15 protein-coding genes are annotated in these 16,830 nt (G+C 63.0%); 9 read left to right on the top strand and 6 right to left on the bottom strand.

All coding sequences use genetic code 11. From position 1 onward, the window contains the following. Positions 1–26: 26 nt before the first annotated feature. Both H5P28_RS05145 and H5P28_RS05150 read right to left on the bottom strand, forming a co-directional pair. A complete protein-coding gene (locus H5P28_RS05145; protein WP_185674646.1) occupies positions 27–1,007 on the bottom strand; it encodes a hypothetical protein in 981 nt (326 codons plus the stop codon). A gap of 45 nt (positions 1,008–1,052) precedes the next feature. After that, positions 1,053–2,348 (bottom strand): urea ABC transporter substrate-binding protein, encoded by a 1,296-nt coding sequence (locus tag H5P28_RS05150; protein ID WP_185674647.1) that lies wholly within the window; start codon positions 2,346–2,348, stop codon positions 1,053–1,055. 224 nt (positions 2,349–2,572) lie between these two features. On the opposite strand from H5P28_RS05150, the gene H5P28_RS05155 reads away from it, so the two are divergent. Together H5P28_RS05155 and H5P28_RS05160 are read left to right on the top strand one after the other, a co-directional pair. After that, positions 2,573–4,240: a hypothetical protein gene (locus H5P28_RS05155; RefSeq protein WP_185674648.1), complete on the top strand. Its 1,668-nt coding sequence runs from the start codon at positions 2,573–2,575 to the stop codon at positions 4,238–4,240. A 49-nt stretch (positions 4,241–4,289) separates the two neighbouring features. Continuing rightward, positions 4,290–5,819 carry a coiled-coil domain-containing protein gene (locus tag H5P28_RS05160; protein ID WP_185674649.1) on the top strand — a complete coding sequence of 510 codons (1,530 nt, stop codon included), beginning with the start codon at positions 4,290–4,292 and terminating at the stop codon, positions 5,817–5,819. A gap of 271 nt (positions 5,820–6,090) precedes the next feature. Here H5P28_RS05160 and H5P28_RS05165 read toward each other — a convergent pair whose 3' ends face one another. Continuing rightward, entirely contained in the window at positions 6,091–6,426 is a 336-nt protein-coding gene (locus H5P28_RS05165; RefSeq protein ID WP_185674650.1) for a glutaredoxin family protein, read from the bottom strand. A 267-nt stretch (positions 6,427–6,693) separates the two neighbouring features. Here H5P28_RS05165 and H5P28_RS05170 point away from each other — a divergent pair, with 267 nt between their 5' ends. The 5 genes from H5P28_RS05170 (at position 6,694) to H5P28_RS05190 (ending at position 11,328) form a co-directional block, all read left to right on the top strand. Continuing rightward, positions 6,694–7,518, top strand: a complete 825-nt coding sequence (locus H5P28_RS05170) for a hypothetical protein (RefSeq protein ID WP_185674651.1) — start codon at positions 6,694–6,696, stop codon at positions 7,516–7,518. Positions 7,519–7,533: 15 nt separating this feature from the next. Beyond that, entirely contained in the window at positions 7,534–8,220 is a 687-nt protein-coding gene (locus tag H5P28_RS05175) for a class I SAM-dependent methyltransferase (protein WP_185674652.1), read from the top strand. 89 nt (positions 8,221–8,309) lie between these two features. After that, positions 8,310–9,248 (top strand): hypothetical protein, encoded by a 939-nt coding sequence (locus H5P28_RS05180; protein WP_185674653.1) that lies wholly within the window; start codon positions 8,310–8,312, stop codon positions 9,246–9,248. 141 nt (positions 9,249–9,389) lie between these two features. Further along, positions 9,390–9,989: a bifunctional phosphoserine phosphatase/homoserine phosphotransferase ThrH gene (gene thrH / locus H5P28_RS05185; protein ID WP_185674654.1), complete on the top strand. Its 600-nt coding sequence runs from the start codon at positions 9,390–9,392 to the stop codon at positions 9,987–9,989. Positions 9,990–10,125: 136 nt separating this feature from the next. Then, positions 10,126–11,328, top strand: a complete 1,203-nt coding sequence (locus tag H5P28_RS05190) for an AIR synthase related protein (RefSeq protein WP_343075467.1) — start codon at positions 10,126–10,128, stop codon at positions 11,326–11,328. Between the two features lie 169 nt (positions 11,329–11,497). Here the strand turns inward: H5P28_RS05190 and ispF are convergent, their stop codons facing one another. From ispF to pyrF, 3 genes are all read right to left on the bottom strand, one after another. Further along, positions 11,498–11,980 carry a 2-C-methyl-D-erythritol 2,4-cyclodiphosphate synthase gene (gene ispF / locus H5P28_RS05195; RefSeq protein ID WP_185674656.1) on the bottom strand — a complete coding sequence of 161 codons (483 nt, stop codon included), beginning with the start codon at positions 11,978–11,980 and terminating at the stop codon, positions 11,498–11,500. A gap of 130 nt (positions 11,981–12,110) precedes the next feature. After that, a complete protein-coding gene (gene ispD, locus H5P28_RS05200) occupies positions 12,111–12,821 on the bottom strand; it encodes a 2-C-methyl-D-erythritol 4-phosphate cytidylyltransferase (protein ID WP_185674657.1) in 711 nt (236 codons plus the stop codon). Positions 12,822–13,021: 200 nt separating this feature from the next. Continuing rightward, positions 13,022–13,726, bottom strand: coding sequence for an orotidine-5'-phosphate decarboxylase (gene pyrF / locus H5P28_RS05205; protein ID WP_185674658.1), 705 nt, complete (start codon positions 13,724–13,726; stop codon positions 13,022–13,024). A gap of 207 nt (positions 13,727–13,933) precedes the next feature. Here pyrF and ispE point away from each other — a divergent pair, with 207 nt between their 5' ends. Both ispE and ptsP read left to right on the top strand, forming a co-directional pair. Continuing rightward, entirely contained in the window at positions 13,934–14,830 is an 897-nt protein-coding gene (ispE, locus tag H5P28_RS05210; RefSeq protein WP_185674659.1) for a 4-(cytidine 5'-diphospho)-2-C-methyl-D-erythritol kinase, read from the top strand. A 99-nt stretch (positions 14,831–14,929) separates the two neighbouring features. Then, positions 14,930–16,714: a phosphoenolpyruvate--protein phosphotransferase gene (gene ptsP / locus H5P28_RS05215; RefSeq protein ID WP_185674660.1), complete on the top strand. Its 1,785-nt coding sequence runs from the start codon at positions 14,930–14,932 to the stop codon at positions 16,712–16,714. Positions 16,715–16,830 lie beyond the last annotated feature (116 nt).

Here is a 16,830-nt window from a genome sequence, read left to right on the forward strand (position 1 = left end):
GGGTGCGTCGGTGAGAGTGGTTTGACTTAGGGAGCGGGAACAGGCGCGGCGGATTTGCCGTCGCCGTCGCCGCATGAACAATCGCTGCACGCGCAACTGGGACACGCGCAACCGGAGGGGGAAGGAACGTCCGCTTTGGCGGCAGAGGCGTCCGCCGGGCAGCAATTTGGCGTCGCGAAAAGCGTGGCCTTGTCGCCTTGAGGGGCGTGTTGGGGGCGGAGGAGAGTGGCGAGGTCCTGCTGGTAGCGGTCGGTTTCGATCAGCGCGATGAAATCGCCGGTGTTGAGGGGGGCACTTTCCCCGTCGGTAAAGACTATAAACGTCGTGGTGTCATCCGCGTAGCGGGTCTTGAGCGGTTGGTAAAGCTCCGGCGCCAGGTAGTAAAGCCCGAGGAGGCCGTAGGCGCGCTGGACGGGTGAGCCGCCGGTGGCCCAGATGGAGAGGCCGTCGATGGGGTCGTCCGAAGCGAGGATTTGGCGGAAAGCCGTTTCGTCGGTCGAAAGCTCGATTTGGGCAGCGGACGTGTTGGCCGGGTGGAGGGCGAATGCGCCCTCGGCGGGGGCGGGGAAATGCTCCTCCCGGACGTGCTCGGGCAGGAAGCGCTTCAAGGTGCTGTCGTAGCGGCCCGCCTCGATGTTCTCGGTCAACTGCTCGTAATTGAGCGTGCTGACGCTACAACCCTCCATGGTGGGAACCTGGAGGTGCTGGTCGGCGAAGCGCGCCTTGCTCATCTCGTAGCGCTCGGGGTCGAGGTAGTAGAGGGCGACGAGGGCGTAGGCCTTGCCGACGTTGCCGCCGTCCCTGAACCACGCGCGGAAGCCCGCCTCCGGGTCGTCCGAGGTCATTATTTCGCGGAACTTCAGCTCTCCCGGCGACGTGGCCCCGGAGAAGCCGATTCCGCCGAAGGCGAAGACGCCGGGCTGGTTGCCGCTGATGGCGCGGGCCGGGGCTGCCGCTGTTGCGAGTAGCAGGAGGGTGAGGAGGAGCGGTTGGAGTCGGGCGCGCATGGGGGAGTCGTTGGCGGGTGTAAAACGGAAGCGGCGGGCAGGCCATCAGCGTGGCGCGTCCCAGGCGCCGCCCCACTGGCGGTTGAGGTTGGTGATGACGGCTTCCCACTCCTCCTTGCTGCGGAAGACCGGGTAGGGCTCGGGCCGGATGGGCACATCGCTTTGCCAGACGATTTCAAAGTTACCGTCGGCCTGGATACGACCGATGCGGACGGTCTTGTAGAGGTGCTGGTTTTGCGCGTCGACGAAGACCATGCCTTCGGGGGCCTGAAGACTTTGCGAGCCAAGGAATTGCAGGACAGCGTCGGTGTCGTAAAAGTTGCTGTAGGTCTTGATCTCGGCCTGGCGGGCGTCGGCCAGGCTTTTGGCCCAGAGCATGACGCCGTCGTAGGCAGCTTCCATCGGGTCGGACGCACTGGCCGTTTCGCCATACTGGGCACGGAGTGCCTCGATAAAGGCGCGGTTGGTGGGACTTTCGATGCTCTGGAAGTAGTTCCAGGCGGCGTAGTCGCCGACCATGTCGCGCACACCGGCCTCGCGCAGTTCGTTCTCGCCGATGCTGAAGGAAAGGGAGGGAATGTCCTTGGAGGTGATCCCGGCTTCGCGCAGCTTGCGGAACAGGAGGGTGTTGAGGCTGCCGTTGAGCGTGTTCAGGATGACGGAAGGACGGGTATCCTTGATTTGCTCCACGATCGCGTCCAGCTCGCCTTCGCGCAGGGCCTGCGTGCTCATGGGCAGGTAAACCTCCCCGGCGACTTCGGCTCCGAAGGCTTTTAGCTGGTCCTTGATAATGGTGTTGGCGGCGTGCGGGAAGAGGGTATCCGACCCGACGAGGAAGAACTTACTGCCCAGCGTTTCCATCGCCCAGTGTACGGCGGGGATGATCTGCTGGTTGGGCGCGGCCCCGAGATAAACGACGTTTGGGGAGCTTTCAATGCCCTCGTACTGCACCGGGTAAAAGAGCAGGCTGTCGTACTGCTCGACCACCGTCTTGACGGCCTTGCGGCTGGCGGAGGTCCAGCAGCCGAAGATCGCCACCACGTCCTCCTCGGTGATGAGGCGCTCGGCCTCGCGGGCAAAGGTGGCCGGATCGGAACGCCCGTCGGCGATGACCCACTCGACGCGCACGCCAGGGATCAGGCGCTGTTGGTTGACCTGCTCCAGCGCGAGCACGGTGGCGTCGATGACGGGCTTTTCCGAGGCGGCCATCGGCCCGCTCTGCGAGTGCAGGATCCCGACTTTGACCACCTGGCGGTGGTGGTCGGCCTTACCGCAGCCCGCCGCCAGGAGGACGAGCATGCCCGTTACGATCACTGCCAGCGCTTGACGGAAGCCATTCATCTGCCTGAGGATTGTTGGCAAAACCCGCTCAGTATCAACCTTTTTCGCGGGGGCGGAGAACGGTGCAGGCCACCCGGGCGGGAACAACGGCCGGTTTTCTCTTTCTACTTCAGGGGCTTTTGCTAATGTTGCGCGCTGGCCAGGTAAAATAGCTTTTACTTGTCCGCGCCGAAGCTGTGTTCTTCACTGTTTCGCGTATCTGCTGATTTGTCCGTACCGGTTATATGAAAATCCTCGCCTTCGTCTCGCTGATCCTCGCCCTTGTCCTGGCGGTGGCGGGACTGCTTGTGCCGGTGCAGTTTGGCTCCGTCCCGGCGGTATGGCTGGAGGCAGCCGGGCGCGTGCCCGGCGGGCAGTCGCTGGAGGACGAGGCGCAGGCTTACCTCGACTTGGGGAAGACAGGCCCGGCCCGCGTCCTCATGGAGGCGGACCGTCAGGCCCGCGAATTGAACGCCCTGCCGCCGTCGGGTTCGCCCCTGCCGCTGGAAATCGCGGCCTACCGGCAGGAACATCCGCAACTGGCCTATGTGGGCGGGCCGGATCCGTTTTTCGAGCAGTTTCTGGAACTGATCAAGCGCCCGAAAGAAGAGGGGCCGGTTTCCGTCAACGCCTTGCTCATCCCCGCCCGCAACCGGGCCGAGTTGCTGGCCTTTCTCAAAAACTCCAGCAACGCCACCGTGCTCAAGCTGCTCGAAACCCGAGACCTGACCACGGTGACGCGGTTCATGCCGGTGGCCACGCCGACGGGCGTCCCACTGGAAAGCGCTATTCTGACCTCGGCCCTCCTTGCGCAGGGGGACGATTTCCAGGCCGAGACGCTGCGCGCCATTCGGCGGCTGGCGGCGGCTGCGGTGGGCGGTGACTTACCCTCGGTGGACAAGCTGGAGGCCTTTTACCTTTCCGTGCTCGGCTCGGCCGCACGGATGGACTGGGTGACGCTGGCCGAGTGGACCACCCACGCCGGAACCTGGACCGACCTGGTCGCGCTGACCACGATCTTACGCCAGAACAGCGATTACCTGCCGCTGGTCTATGCCGCCGTGCTGCTCTCGGATGACCCGCAGGGCGTCGCCAACTACCTCAATCAGCCGGACGAAACCACCTGGCGCGACCTCGGCCTGGCCCTGGCCAACGGCAGGACCGCGCTCAATGCCGTGCTGGAGTCGGGGCGTCCCGTTTACCGGGCCCCGGCCTGGCTGGCCCCGCTGGTCGAACGTGTGCCCGAGTCCTGTGTGGACCTGGCCTGCCGCTACCCGCGGGCGGCCCTTGCGGTCAAGTTGGGGCTGTTTTTTCTGGCCGGGTTCTTTCTGGCCATGTTCCTCAAGCGCATGCTGGCCGGGCAGGCCATGCGGGAAGCCCGACGCCGGGGCCTGCTGGCAGTGCTGGTGGACGCCGGGCTGGGCGGCATGCTGGTGCTCATCCTCGTACTCGTGTCCGAGCCCAATCTCATGGCCCAGCCGGTTTCCGAGCCGGGCAAGAATTTTTTGGAGTTTGAATTCGCCAACCCTGTCGACATTATCAACGAACAAGCCATGGACATCACTCAATTCGACCAGGTCACCATGCTGGTGCTGCTGATTTTCTTCGTCATGCAGTTGCTGATCTACTCGGTCTGCCTGATCAAGCTCGCCCAGGTCCGCAATGCGCCGGTCCCTGCGGCGATGAAGCTCAAGCTGCTCGAAAACGAGGAAAACCTCTTCGATACCGGCCTTTATCTCGGTCTGACGGGCACCATCGTCTCGCTGCTCATGCTGGCGATGGGCATCGTGCAGGCGAGCCTTGTGGCGGCCTACGCTTCCACGCTCTTTGGGATTATCTTCGTCGCGATGCTGAAGATTTTCAACGTCCGCCCCCTGCGCCGCAAACTCATCCTTGAGGCCGGTGTCCGCTGACCATGCCCGTGATCGAGCCGCTGATTGACCGTTTTCCGATTCTTTTGCCATGAACCGCTCCCTGCTACTGGTGATCTGTGACTTCCTGCTGCTGAGCATGCTCGCGCTGGCGAAGTTCGACGAACCCGAGGAGGTGCAGCAGGAGCAGGTCACCGAGGCTGTCCAGCACGACACACTGGCCGACCAGGACCTGATCGAAGTGTTGCGTATGTCGCTGGAGAGCGAGCGCGACGATCGCGTGGAGCTGGCCACCGACCTGGAGCAGACTCGCAAGGAGCTCGACGAGCGCGAGCAGACGCTCAAGCAGAAGGAAGACAGCCTGAACAAGACCCAGGCCAATCTCGACGAGACCCAGCGCCGGGCCAAGGAACTGGAAGAGCAGCGGCAGAAACTGGCCAAGGAAGCCGCCCGCCTGGAAGACGAGCGCAAGCTCTTTGCCCAGCAGTTCGACGAGTCGCAGGACCGGCTGAAAAAGGCCGAGGCTGACCGCGTTGAGCTGGCCAAGAACCTCGGGCAGCTCAAGGAGGACTCCGCCTCCTCCAAGGAAAAACTCCGCCACCTGCAAGAGCAGATGCAGGAGAAAGAGGCCGCGCTGGCCGCCGCCAAGGCCGAGCGTGAAAGGCTGGCCGAGCAGGCCCGGCAGGCTGAGGAGGCCAAGCAGCAACTCTCGACGCGGCTGGAAGTCGCCCAGGCCCAGAGCCGCGTGCTGGAGGAGAGCCTCCAGACGGCCCGCGCCGACGTGCAGGTCACGCGGCAGGAGAAAGAGGTCGTCATGCAGCACGCCGACAAGCTGGCCGAGGGCGTGACCGTGCTGGCCCAGTCCACGGACCGCATTGCCGAGTCCACCGACCGTCTCAGCGAAGAGGTCAAAAAGAGCAACCCGCTCTCCCTCAACACGATTTACCAGAGCTACCTCAAAAACCGCGTCTCGGTGCGCTTCTCGACCGAGGAGAACGCTCTCATCGGCACCAGCAAGGGCGAGTACACCATCGGAACCAACCTTATCAAGGTAGACGACAAGGCCTTCGCTGTCATCCATCTGGAGGACACCCCCTTCAAGCTCGGCTCAGCGGGGCGGGGGCTGATCAACGTCGATGGGCGTATCCAGATCGGGGCCAAGGCCTACCGCTTCAAGCGCCTCTATTTCCTCTCCGCCGACCCGCGCCTGGCCGCCGTGCCCCTGCCGCTGACCACCGCCGAGGAGAACGGCGTGGAAACCTTTGTGCTGGCCGAGGACCCGCTGCGCTACCCCGAGGCCGTCCTGATTGACAGCGGCAACGGCGGCTACGGGGAAATTCCTTTCAAGCTCGACCCGCAGGACCAGCATTATCTCTCGATGCAGACTGACCTGTTTAACCGTATTTTCGGGGATTTCTCGCCCGGAACGGGGGATGCGGTCTTTGCCAAAACCGGCGACTGGATCGGGCTCATGGTCAACTCCGACACGGCCCCGGCCATTCTCAGCCTCGCCGTCAACGGCAGTATCGACCTGGGGGACCAATTCAACGCCGAAGCGACCCAGCAGGCGCTGGCCGCGCGTAAGGCCGCGCTCGCCCGCCTGCCTTCAAGTGTGCGCTGAGGGCGGTTTCATTCAGGCCAGTTTGTATTTTTGACCGCAAAGACGCAAAGAGGGAGAAACGACAGCTCCTTAAATCAACACGTAGTCGCCTGCTGGAAGGCCGAATGGCTAAATGGCATGAGGGGTACCCCTTTGATACATGCGCACCGCTGATCGTGGTTTTCCGTCAACCAGCGATAGCGCTTTGTGCCCTCTGTGTCTTTGTGGTTTTATAAAAAAAGCCGCCCGTGGTGTACGAGCGGCTTTTTTTCGCTGCGGGAGCGGTAAATATCTAGAAGAAACGGATGGTCTTGGAGGCCATACGCTCGTGTTCTTCGTCGGTGCAGGGGGCATCGATCGGCACATCGACGGCCTTTTCGCTGGGTTGCACGAGTTGGTTGCTGAGCATGTAGTTTTCCACTTCCTCGCCGCTGACATCGGCCAGCATCACCCCGTCGATCTCGACGCAGGGGGAAAGGGTCTGACCTGATTTTTCCACCATTTCGGCATAGTTTTCGGGGAAATTGATGATGTCGATATCCTCGTAGTCGATGCCGTACTTGCTGAAAATAGCGCGGACGCCGTTGCTCCATCCGCAGTGTGGCTTCAGGTATGCTTTTACTTTCATTGAGACTTTTTTGATTAGGTTATTGCTGTTGTTGGAGTGGAAACACTGTAGTATTAATGGGGCAGGACTACCAAAAGATCAACTGGTGCAACAACAAAAAGTTAACACTGCTGTCACAGATAAGTCCAGCTTTCATCTTGGCTCCCGGATATAACCGGCCTTGGCTGCCGTCTGATCGAGGGATGAGGGGGCGTGTCAGGGCCTGTCCGGTAAACGGAGTAATCTACGCTTGGAGCGGCGGCGGGTTTTGCCCATGCTGCGGCGATCATGGGCAGTGCGTGCGCAGGTGAAAAGGGGTCCGGGGGGCAGCTGTGCTGGTGGCAGTGGCCGAATGTCCTCGCTGTGGACGCGGCGCTCATCGCGGTCATCTGGCAGCAGTGGCTGGGGCGTCCGGGCATGGCGGCGGGCGCGGTCCTCGGGCTGTCCGTCTGGCTGATGTATACGGGTGATCGCTGGCTGGATGTGCGCGGCCTGCCACCGGAGCGCATCCTGACCGCCCGCCACCGCTTCGCCCGCCGTTGGGCAATGGAACTGCTCGTGGTCTGGGGCGCAGTGCTGGTAGCTGCCGCCGTGCTCTCGGTCGTCGGGTTGACGGTGGCGCAGTTCTCGGCGGGCGTGGCCCTGCTGGGGGTGTGCGTCCTTTATTCGGTGGCGGTCCACCGGCATCTGCGTGTGCCCAAGGAATTGCTGGTGGCGTTGATTTTCGCCGCCGGGACGGGGATTTTTCCGCTGACGTGGGATCACCTGGCTTTTCGGCTGGACGGGCTGGCGGCACTCTTTCTGCTGGCCTTTGCCAACTGCTCGCTGATCGCGTTTCGGGAGCTGTCCATCGACCGCGAAATGGGCCGCACCTCGCTGGCCCGGCAACACCCGGCGAGCCGCGTCTGGGCCTTTCGGGGGCTGGTGGTGGCGTTCGCGCTGGGGGTGGTTATGGCTGTTGGAGCTTCTCCGCAATACCTGATGGTCAGTGTGTGCGCGGCGGGGATGTTTGCGCTCGGGATGGGGGGGCGGCGGCTTTCCCCCGAACTTTTCCGCGTGCTGGCGGATTTGATTTTGCTGCTGCCGGGGCTGTGCCTGTTGTTCAACGCCTGATCCGAAGCCTGTCCGATGAAAAAGCGCGCCTCCACCGCCCCCCGCCTCGAAAACCGGCACCCTGGTTTTGACCGGGTGGCACGGGCCTATCCGGGGCTGGAATTCATCGGCTACGGGCGACGGCTGGAGGCGGGGCGGCTGGCGTTTCTGGACAAGCTGCGCCCATGCCGGAATCTCTTGCTGCTGGGGGAGGGGAACGGGCGGTTTTTGAAAAATCTCCTCCTGGCCAATCCCGACTGCGCGGCCACGGTGGTGGAAATCAGTCCGCGCATGATCGCCTGCGCTCGGGCCGCGCTCGGGCCGGAACTCTCCTCCCGCGTGCAGTGGATCGAGGCCAGCGTGCTCGATGTGAAATTACCGCGGGCCGCCTTCGACGCGGTGGTCACGCATTACCTCTTCGACTTGTTCGAGCCGCAGGGGCAGGCGCGGCTGGTGGCAACGGGGTTGCAGGCGCTCGCCCCCGGCGGCTGGTGGCAGGATACGGAATTTCTCGCAGACGGTCCGACCCGGCTGATTCGGCTGCGCAACCGGCTGCGGCTTGCGCTCAGCTACCGCTTGCTGGGGGCGTTGTGCGATTTTCCCGCCCGGCGGCTTACCGACCACACCCCGCTGATGCGTGCGGCGGGGTTACGGCTGGCGGACGAGAAAGACTTTGGACATCATTTCGCCGCCCGCCTTTGGCAGCGCCCGGACGCGGGCTGACCCGACACGGGGGGGCAGCGGGGAGATTTCCCTCCCGACGCGGTTGAAAGATCTGGAACTTGGGGCGTTTCAGCTTTTATAATCATAGTATGATTTTGCTTCGCCGCCTCATCTGCCTGCTGCTTTTTTCGCCGATTACGACCTTTGCCTTTAGTGACCTGCCGCTTTTCCCCAGCAAGTCCGAGCTTGTCGCGCTGAGCAACACCGATGGCGTCGTGCTCAATGCCGTTATTCACGATGTCTGGCCGGACCGGCAGAGTGTGCGTATTTTTGTGCGCGACAAGGGCGACTCTTTTGACCTGCCGTTGTCCGCCTTTGACGAGCCCTCGCAGCAGTTGCTGAAAGACTGGTACTTCAAGCGCCTGATCAGCGAGCGGCTCAACCTGAAAAGCGAACGCGAAACGCTGCGCGACACCCATCTGCGTGGACCGCGGGACAACCTGCCGACACCCGAAAGTGGCGCGCGGGATGTCAAGGTCAACGAGAGCACCCGGGCACAGCAGGTAAAGACGAAGGCATACAACAGCTCGACCTTTCCGCTGACGGGGCTGGAGGTGCGCTACGGCGTGCAGGTGGTCCGCACCATTTCCGGGGACAGGAAAGGCGAGTACGCGCAGATGTACCTGACCGAAATCCACGAACTCGATATCCCGGGCCGGAACGAAATCGTCATCAGCAGCGAGGCGCTGCCTCTGATCGATTACCGGCTGCGCTACGAGACCGTTTCCAGTGGTTTCGATGCTTATGGACGTCCGATGGAGTACACGACCCGCAAGACGATCAAGTCGGACGACCGGATTGCGGCCTATTACGTGCTGGTTTATTACAAAGGCGAACTCGTGGCCGGGGATACCAACCAGCCCCGCCTGATCGAAGACAGCATGAAATACCTGGCGAAAACACCGGGGCCCTCGTCGGGCTCCCGGTTGGAGAGGGGGGATGGAGCCACCGTTGCTGAACCGACCTTCCCAAGGCGCGGGGGGGAGGAAGTTCCGCCATCGCCCGGCAGGCTCGATTTCCTGCGGTGAGCATTCCGGGGTCCGACTCTTGCCCGCTGCCGGTCCATTGGAGCCCTTGTGCCTCGTGGCTGGAGGCCGAACGAGAGATAATTTATAGACGTGACCTAAAGCCTTGACTGTGGCGGGGACTCCCGGGAGCATCCGCGGTCTATGAAATTGGTCTGTCTCGACCTTGAGGGGGTCTTGATCCCGGAAATCTGGCTGGCGGTTGCGGAAAAAACCGGCGTGGACGGCTTGCGCCGCACCACCCGCGACGAGCCCGACTACGACGTGCTCATGAACTACCGTCTCGGGCTGCTCGCCGAGCACGATATCCGGCTGCCCTTCATCCAGGAAGTCATCGGTACGCTCCGGCCCCTGCCGGGCGCGAAGGACTTCATCGACTGGCTCAAGAGCGTGACGCAGGTCATCATCCTTTCAGACACTTTTAGTCAGTTCGCGACTCCGCTGATGCGTCAGCTCGATTTCCCGACGCTGTTTTGCCATGAGCTGGTGGTGGACGCCGAGGGCCGGATCACCGGCTACGCCCTGCGCCAGGACGACCAGAAGCGCAAAGCGGTCGAGGCGTTTCGCTCGCTCAACTTCGAGATCATCGCCTCGGGCGACTCCTACAACGATCTGAGCATGCTTCAGAGTGCCGATGCGGGCATCCTTTTCCGCCCCTCAGACGCCTTCGCCGCCGAGTACCCGGACTTCCCCGTCACCCGCGAGCACGCCGAACTGCGAGCCGAGATCGAGAAACGCCTCTGACTCCGGCCATCACGGTTCGCCCTTTGTCCTCACGGCCAAGGGCTTTCCCGAACCGGGGTTCCGTCCGAGAACGACACACCTTCGAAAAAAAACGGCCTTTCCGTGCCGCCCAGATTTCCCTAAAAACACCTTTACCGTGGCAGATTCCAAACCAGATACCGGCCGTTACGCCGCCCGTGGCGTTTCCGCAACCAAGGGCGAAGTTCACGCCGCCGTGGACAAGCTCGATCAGGGGCTTTTCCCCGGGGCCTTCTGCAAGATCGTCCCTGACGTGCTCACCGGCGACCCCGCCAAGTGCAACCTCATCCACGCCGACGGCTCAGGCACGAAGTCGCTCATCGCCTACCTGCATTTCCGCGAAACGGGCGAGGCGGGCATTTTCCGTGGCATCGCCCAGGACAGCATCGTCATGAACATCGACGACCTGCTCTGCGTCGGCGCGACCGGCCCGATCCTCATTAACAGCACCGTCAACCGCAACGCCCGGGCCTTCCCTGGCAATGCGCTGGCCGAGTTGATCAACGGGACGGAGGAATTTCTGGCCACGCTGCGCGAGTACGGCGTGAACATCGTCAGCGGCGGTGGCGAAACCGCCGATGTGGGCGACGTGACCGACACCGTGACGGTGGACAGCTGCGCGGTGGCAGTGATGGACCGCGACAAGGTGATCACGGGCGAGAACATCGTCCCCGGCCTCTCCATCATCGGCATCAGTTCCGCCGGACAGGCCAGTTACGAGTCCTTTGTCAACAGTGGCATCGGCAGCAACGGCCTGACCAGTGCCCGCCATGAGTTGCTCAGCCCCTACTACCGGGAAAAGTATCCCGAGACGTACGATAAGGCGACGCCCGCCGACCTCGTTTATTGCGGCCCCTACAAGCTGGAAGACCTCCTTCCCGACGGTGACGGCATGACCGTGGGCCAGGCCCTTCTCAGCCCGACCCGCACCTACGCCCCCATCGTGGCGAAGCTCCTTGGCGACCATCGCGAAAGCGTGCGCGGGCTCGTCCACTGCTCCGGCGGCGGGCAGGGCAAGTGCCTGCGCTTCGGGCGCAACGTCCACTTTATCAAAAACCAGTTGCTGCCGATCCCGCCCGTTTTCAAGGCGATCCAGCACGCCAGCCAGACCCCGTGGAAGGAGATGTACCAGGTCTTCAACATGGGGCATCGCCTGGAGGTTTACTGCTCGCCGCAGGACACCGACACCCTGCTCGAAGTCATCCGCTCCTTCGGCGTGGAGGCCGCCGTCGTCGGTCGCACGGAAAAAAGCGAACAGCCCGACGCCCGCAACCACCTGACGATTTTCCACGGCGAGGAGATGCTCACGTACTCCCTCTAGGTCGTGTCTTAAGTTCCCGGCATAATTATTGCGGGCCTGCGCAGCCCGCACCCGCGGCAGGCAGATTGCTGGTCCAGCCGGACCTTGCACTTTCGATGCTTGCAGCATCGTCTCTGGGCTGCATCCAAGATGGACCACCAACTACGCCGCAAACTGTAAACTCACCACACTAGATTTTTTCCAGCAGGACAGTGGCGTGGGCGGCGATGCCCAAGGCGCGTCCCAGATCGCCGATTTTTTCATTGGTGGTGGCTTTGAGGCCGATCTCGGTCGTTTCGACGCGGAGGTTTTGGGCCAGGACTCGCTTCATGGCGTCGAGGTGAGGGGCGATTTTCGGCTCCTCGGCGATGAGGGCGATGTCGCAGTTGCCCACGCGGTAGCCGCGGTTGTGGGCCTCCTCGACGGCGCGGCGCAGGATGTCCTGCGAGTCCATGCCCTTGCAGCGCGGGTCGTCGTTGGGGAAGAAGTGGCCGATGTCGGGCAGGCCGAGCGCGCCGAGCACGGCGTCGGCGAGGGCATGGGTCAGGCAATCGGCGTCCGAGTGGCCGTCGAGCCCCTTGCTGTGCGGGATTTCAACGCCGCCCAGGATCAGCTTGCGCCCTTCGGCGAAGCGGTGGATATCATAGCCCAGTCCGATACGAAATTGACTCATGCCGGCCATTGAGGGGATGGTCGCGCCGACTGGCAACCTTATACCCGCTTTTGCTGCGAATGATCAAAGGCAAGGCGTTGCCGGTGAAGCCCTTCTTGTCCTCACTTGACTCCTTTGAAGGCAGTGGGGCTCAGCCCAGCCGCCGGGATATGAGAAACTCCAGGTAATCGAGGTCGCCGGGGACGGTCAGCTTGGGGTTGGGCCAATCGTTCTCGACCAGGGTGACGCCGATGTGCTGGTGGGCGAGGGCGGCGGTGTCGTCCGTCACGCTGAGGTTTTCGAGGCGCAGGCGGCGGTAGGCTTCGACGATCATCTCGCGCTCGAAAGCCTGCGGCGTTTCCATCGCCCAGAGTCCGGCGCGGGGCACGTCGCGCAGCTTGCGCTTGCTCAGGGTGCGGCGGGTGGAGGCTTTTTTGATCGTGTCGGTCACGCGGTGGGCGAGCACGGCGGCGCGGTCCTTTTTCACGGCAGCTGACAAGGCCCGCAGGGCCTCCGGGTGGACCAGCGGCCGGGCGCAGTCGTGGATAAAGACGTACTCGACCAGCAGGGACAGCTCGTTGAGCGCGTTGAAAACCGAGTCCTGACGCTCGCGGCCGCCCTCGACCCAGTTGATGGGATACCCGGCATCGTTGTGCTGAGCGAAGGCTTTTTCAATGTCCAGACGCTGCTCCTCGTCGCGGTAAACGACGGTGATCTGGTCAATGATGCCGGCGGTCTGGAACGCCTTGAGCGAGTGCACCAGCACGGGAAGGCCGAGCAAGGGTGTGAGCACCTTGTCGTGGACGGCTCCGCGCATGCGGGTGCCGCTTCCGGCGCAAAGGAAAATGGCTGCTTGTGACATGGGAAAGGTTCAGGTTGCTCCCCGGTACGCGGACCGGACGGGGTGAAGGCTCATCGCTCACGGCTCCGGGGAAGGGAGCAGGGATGGCGATAAAGCGAAGATTTGTCTACCTTTGAGCCGGGCAGAGGGTGAGGTTTTACACAACTGACACGGTTAGCAGGGCGAGAGGCATGGGCCGGGGCCGGGAGCTTGTTTGCCGCTCAGCGCAGCTCGGCGAGGATGCGGCGGATGGCCTGGCTGGGGTCCTCGGCCTTGAGGATCGGGCGTCCCACGACGATGAACGACGAACCCTTCTCGCGGGCACCGGCGGGCGTGAGGGTGCGCTTCTGGTCGTCGGCGCTGGCACCTTCGGGGCGCACGCCGGGGGTGATGATGGCCAGCTTGGGGCCGAGTTCCTTGCGGACCAGCGGCAGCTCCAGCGGCGAGCAGACCAGCCCGCCCAGGCCGGACTCGGCGGTCAGCCGGGCCAGTCGCAGGACCATGGCCTCGGGGTCGTCGTCAAAGCCGATGGTGGCTAGGTTGGTGCGGTTCATGGAGGTGAGCACGGTGACGCCGAGCAGGGTCAGCTCCGGGTTAATCTCGGCGGCGGCTTCGGCGGCGCGGGTCATCATCTCCTGTCCGCCCATGGAGTGGAGCGTGAGCATGCCGATGGGCAGGCCCTTGAGGCTGCGCACGGCGGAGGCCACGGTGTTGGGGATGTCGTGCAGCTTGAGGTCGAGGAAGACCGCGTAGCCCTTGTCGGCGATCTCCTTGACGAAGTCCGGGCCGTACTTGACGAACAGTTGCAGGCCGACTTTGACCCAGCGCAGCTCGCTGCCGCAGCGTTCCAGCATGGCAAAGGCTTCCTCGCGCGTGGGCACGTCGAGGGCCAGTATCAGTTTACAATCCTCTCTGGGCTGACTCATGGTGTGAAAAAGGTTAAATGGCTAAATGGTTGGAAAGTCGCGAGCGGCTCGCCAGGCCGGGGAGGGCTGGCGGGGTCCGGGTTTTCGAGGCGGCGGGCCGGGTTTTTGACTGACGCCCCGGCGCGGCTCCTGTAGAACCCTGGGCTCATAAATGGCTTTTCATCCCAACGCATAGCCGACAGTGTGCCAACTTCTTTTGACTGAAAAATGAGTGCTGAAAAACTGACCCTCTCCGCCCCGGCCAAAGTCAACCTGCTGCTCGCCATCACCGGCATGCGCGCGGACGGCTTTCACGACCTGGTCAGCGTGGTCGCGCCCCTGGCCTTTGGCGACACGCTGGAAACCGCCTACGACCCGGCGGGCGAGGCCGATTCCCTGCGCTGCGACATGCCCGGCGTGCCCCTGGACGAGAGCAACCTCGTGTTGAAGGCGGCGCAGCTCTTTCGCGGCAAGACCGGGGTTAAGGGGGCGTTTTCCTTCGACCTGGACAAGCGCATTCCGCACGGCGCGGGGTTGGGCGGGGGAAGCAGTGATGGGGCCTCGGCCCTGCGCGCCATGAACCGCCTGACCGGTGAGCCGCTGAAGGAGTCCGAACTGGCCGCGCTGGCGGCGGAACTGGGCTCGGACTGCCCGCTGTTTTTGCAGGAAGGGCCGGTCGTGATGCGCGGGCGAGGTGAGCACATCGAGCCGCTGACGGGCAAGGCTGCCGAGGCGCTTCGCGGGGTGGGGCTGCTGGTGTTCAAGCCGCCCTTCGGGGTCGCCACCGGCTGGGCTTACGGACGGATGAAGGCCCGGGGCGATGTCTATGCCGAGACGGCCCGGATCGAGGCCGGGCTGGCCGAGTGGCAGGCCGCGCCGGAGTTGGACAAGTTCCCGTTTTACAACAACATGCAGACGGTCGCCTTCGAGAAGTACCGGGCCCTGCCGGTTCTGCTGGAGCAGTTGCGGGCGGACTTCGGGCTGACCTGCCTGATGAGCGGCAGCGGGAGCGCCTGTTTTGCCCTCATTGACGGGCTGGAGCCGGAAAAACTAAGCACCGTGCGGGGGGCAATTTCCGCCGCCTGGGGGCCGCAGGCCTTTATTCAGGCGACCTCCACGCTGTAGGGGCATGGAAGCGGGCTTGGACCGGGGTGCAGAAATTCCTTGCCTTCATGGTTTTCTCGCACGGAAATAGCTATACAACTATGCCGCTGGTTATCGGGTATGTTAGACCGTACTAATAAAAAAGAAGAAGTTCTACAAGGGGTTGCCGCTTCGCCCGGCGTCGCCCATGGGGAAGTCTTCGTCATTCACCAGCGGGATCTCGAAATTCCCGTCCTCGAACTGGAACCGGCCTACATCCCCCGCGAGATTGAACGTTTCGAGCGAACGCTGTTCGAGACGCGCAAGGAGATCCTCCGCGTGCGCAACGAAGTGGCCGAACGCCTCGGCGAGGGCGAGGCCAAGATTTTTGACGCTCACCTGCTGGTGCTCGAAGATACCGCGCTGATCGACGAGACGATCCGCCAGATCGAGGAGACGCACCACAATGTCGAGCATTGCTACGCCCAGGTGGCGCAGCACTACATCGAGGTCTTCGCCGCGCTCGACGACGAGTACATCAAGGAGCGGATGACGGACATCCGCGACGTGACCCGGCGCGTGCTCCAGAATCTTCTCGGGCAGACCGCACAGAACCTTTACGAACTGACCTCGGAGCGCATCGTCGCCTCCGAGGATGTCTCGCCCTCCGATGCCGCCCAGTTGGAGGGCAGCAAGGTGATCGGCGTCGTCACCGACGCCGGCAGCCGCACCAGCCACGCGGTCATCATGGCCCGCTCGCTCAAAATCCCTGCCGTGGTCGGCCTGCACGATGTCACCAAGCGCCTGAACAGCGGTGACTATGTGCTGGTCGATGGTTATGACGGGACGGTGATTATCAACCCCGGCGAGGAGACGCTGTTCCGCTATGGCAAGCTCAAGCAGGAGCGCCAGAACATCCAAAAGGCTTTCGAGAAAAGCAGCCTGCTGCCCGCCACCACGCTCGATGGGAAAACTCTGAAAGTTTACGGTAACATCGGCGGGCCCGAAGAGTGCCCCGGTGTGCTGGGTAACGGGGGCGCGGGCGTCGGGCTTTACCGGACCGAGTCGCTCTTCATCAGCCGGGACAAGTTCCCCACAGAGGAGGAGCAGTTTCAGGTTTACCGGCGGGCGGTGGAGGCCATGCAGCCCAACCCGATGATCATCCGCACACTCGACCTCGGCGGCGATAAGATGGTCAGCAGCTATCAGTACGCGCAGGAGGAGGAGAACCCCTTCATGGGCTTCCGGGCGATCCGTTTCTGCCTGGAGCATACCGATGTTTTCAAGGACCAGCTCAGGGCCATCCTGCGGGCGAGTGCATTCGGCGAGGTGCAGATCATGTATCCCATGATCAGCAGCGTGGAAGAGCTTCTGCGCGCCAACCAGGTGCTGGAAGAGGCCCGCGAGGAACTGCGCAACCGCCATGCCGCCTTCGACGAGAACATCAAGGTCGGCAGCATGATCGAAATCCCCGGCGCGGCCCTGGTGGCCGACTTGCTGGCCGAGCATTGCGACTTTTTCAGTATCGGTACGAACGACTTGATCCAGTACCTGCTGGCGGTTGACCGGGTTAACGACCGGATCGCGCACCTTTACCAGCCAAACCACCCGGCGGTGGTGCGGACACTGGAGCGGATCATGGACGTGGCCCGTGAGCACAAGGTGCCGGTCGGAGTCTGCGGCGAGATGGCGGCGGACCCGATTTATGTGCCCTTGCTCTACGGGCTGGGGGCCGAGTCCATCAGCGTGACACCCGCCTCGCTGCCCGAGATCAAGTACCTGCTGCGGCGTATGAAGCTCAAAGAGGCCCAGGCGCTGGCCAAAAAGGTCGCCCGCCTGTCCGATCCGGAGAGCATCTATATGACCCTGTCCGCGTTTTACGCCAAGGTCATGGGCGATCTTTTCAAGGAAGAGTCAGAGTCCTGAGGCCGATTCTTACCGAAGGGATTTAACAGGAAGGTCGGAAAGGGCGAAAAGATGCGCGTCCAGCCCTGCCATTGTTGCCTCCACGGGGGACGGATTATCAGGTCTTGGGCATCTCT

Origin of the sequence: Ruficoccus amylovorans (assembly GCF_014230085.1) — a bacterium.
GTDB classification, from domain to species: domain Bacteria; phylum Verrucomicrobiota; class Verrucomicrobiia; order Opitutales; family Cerasicoccaceae; genus Ruficoccus; species Ruficoccus amylovorans.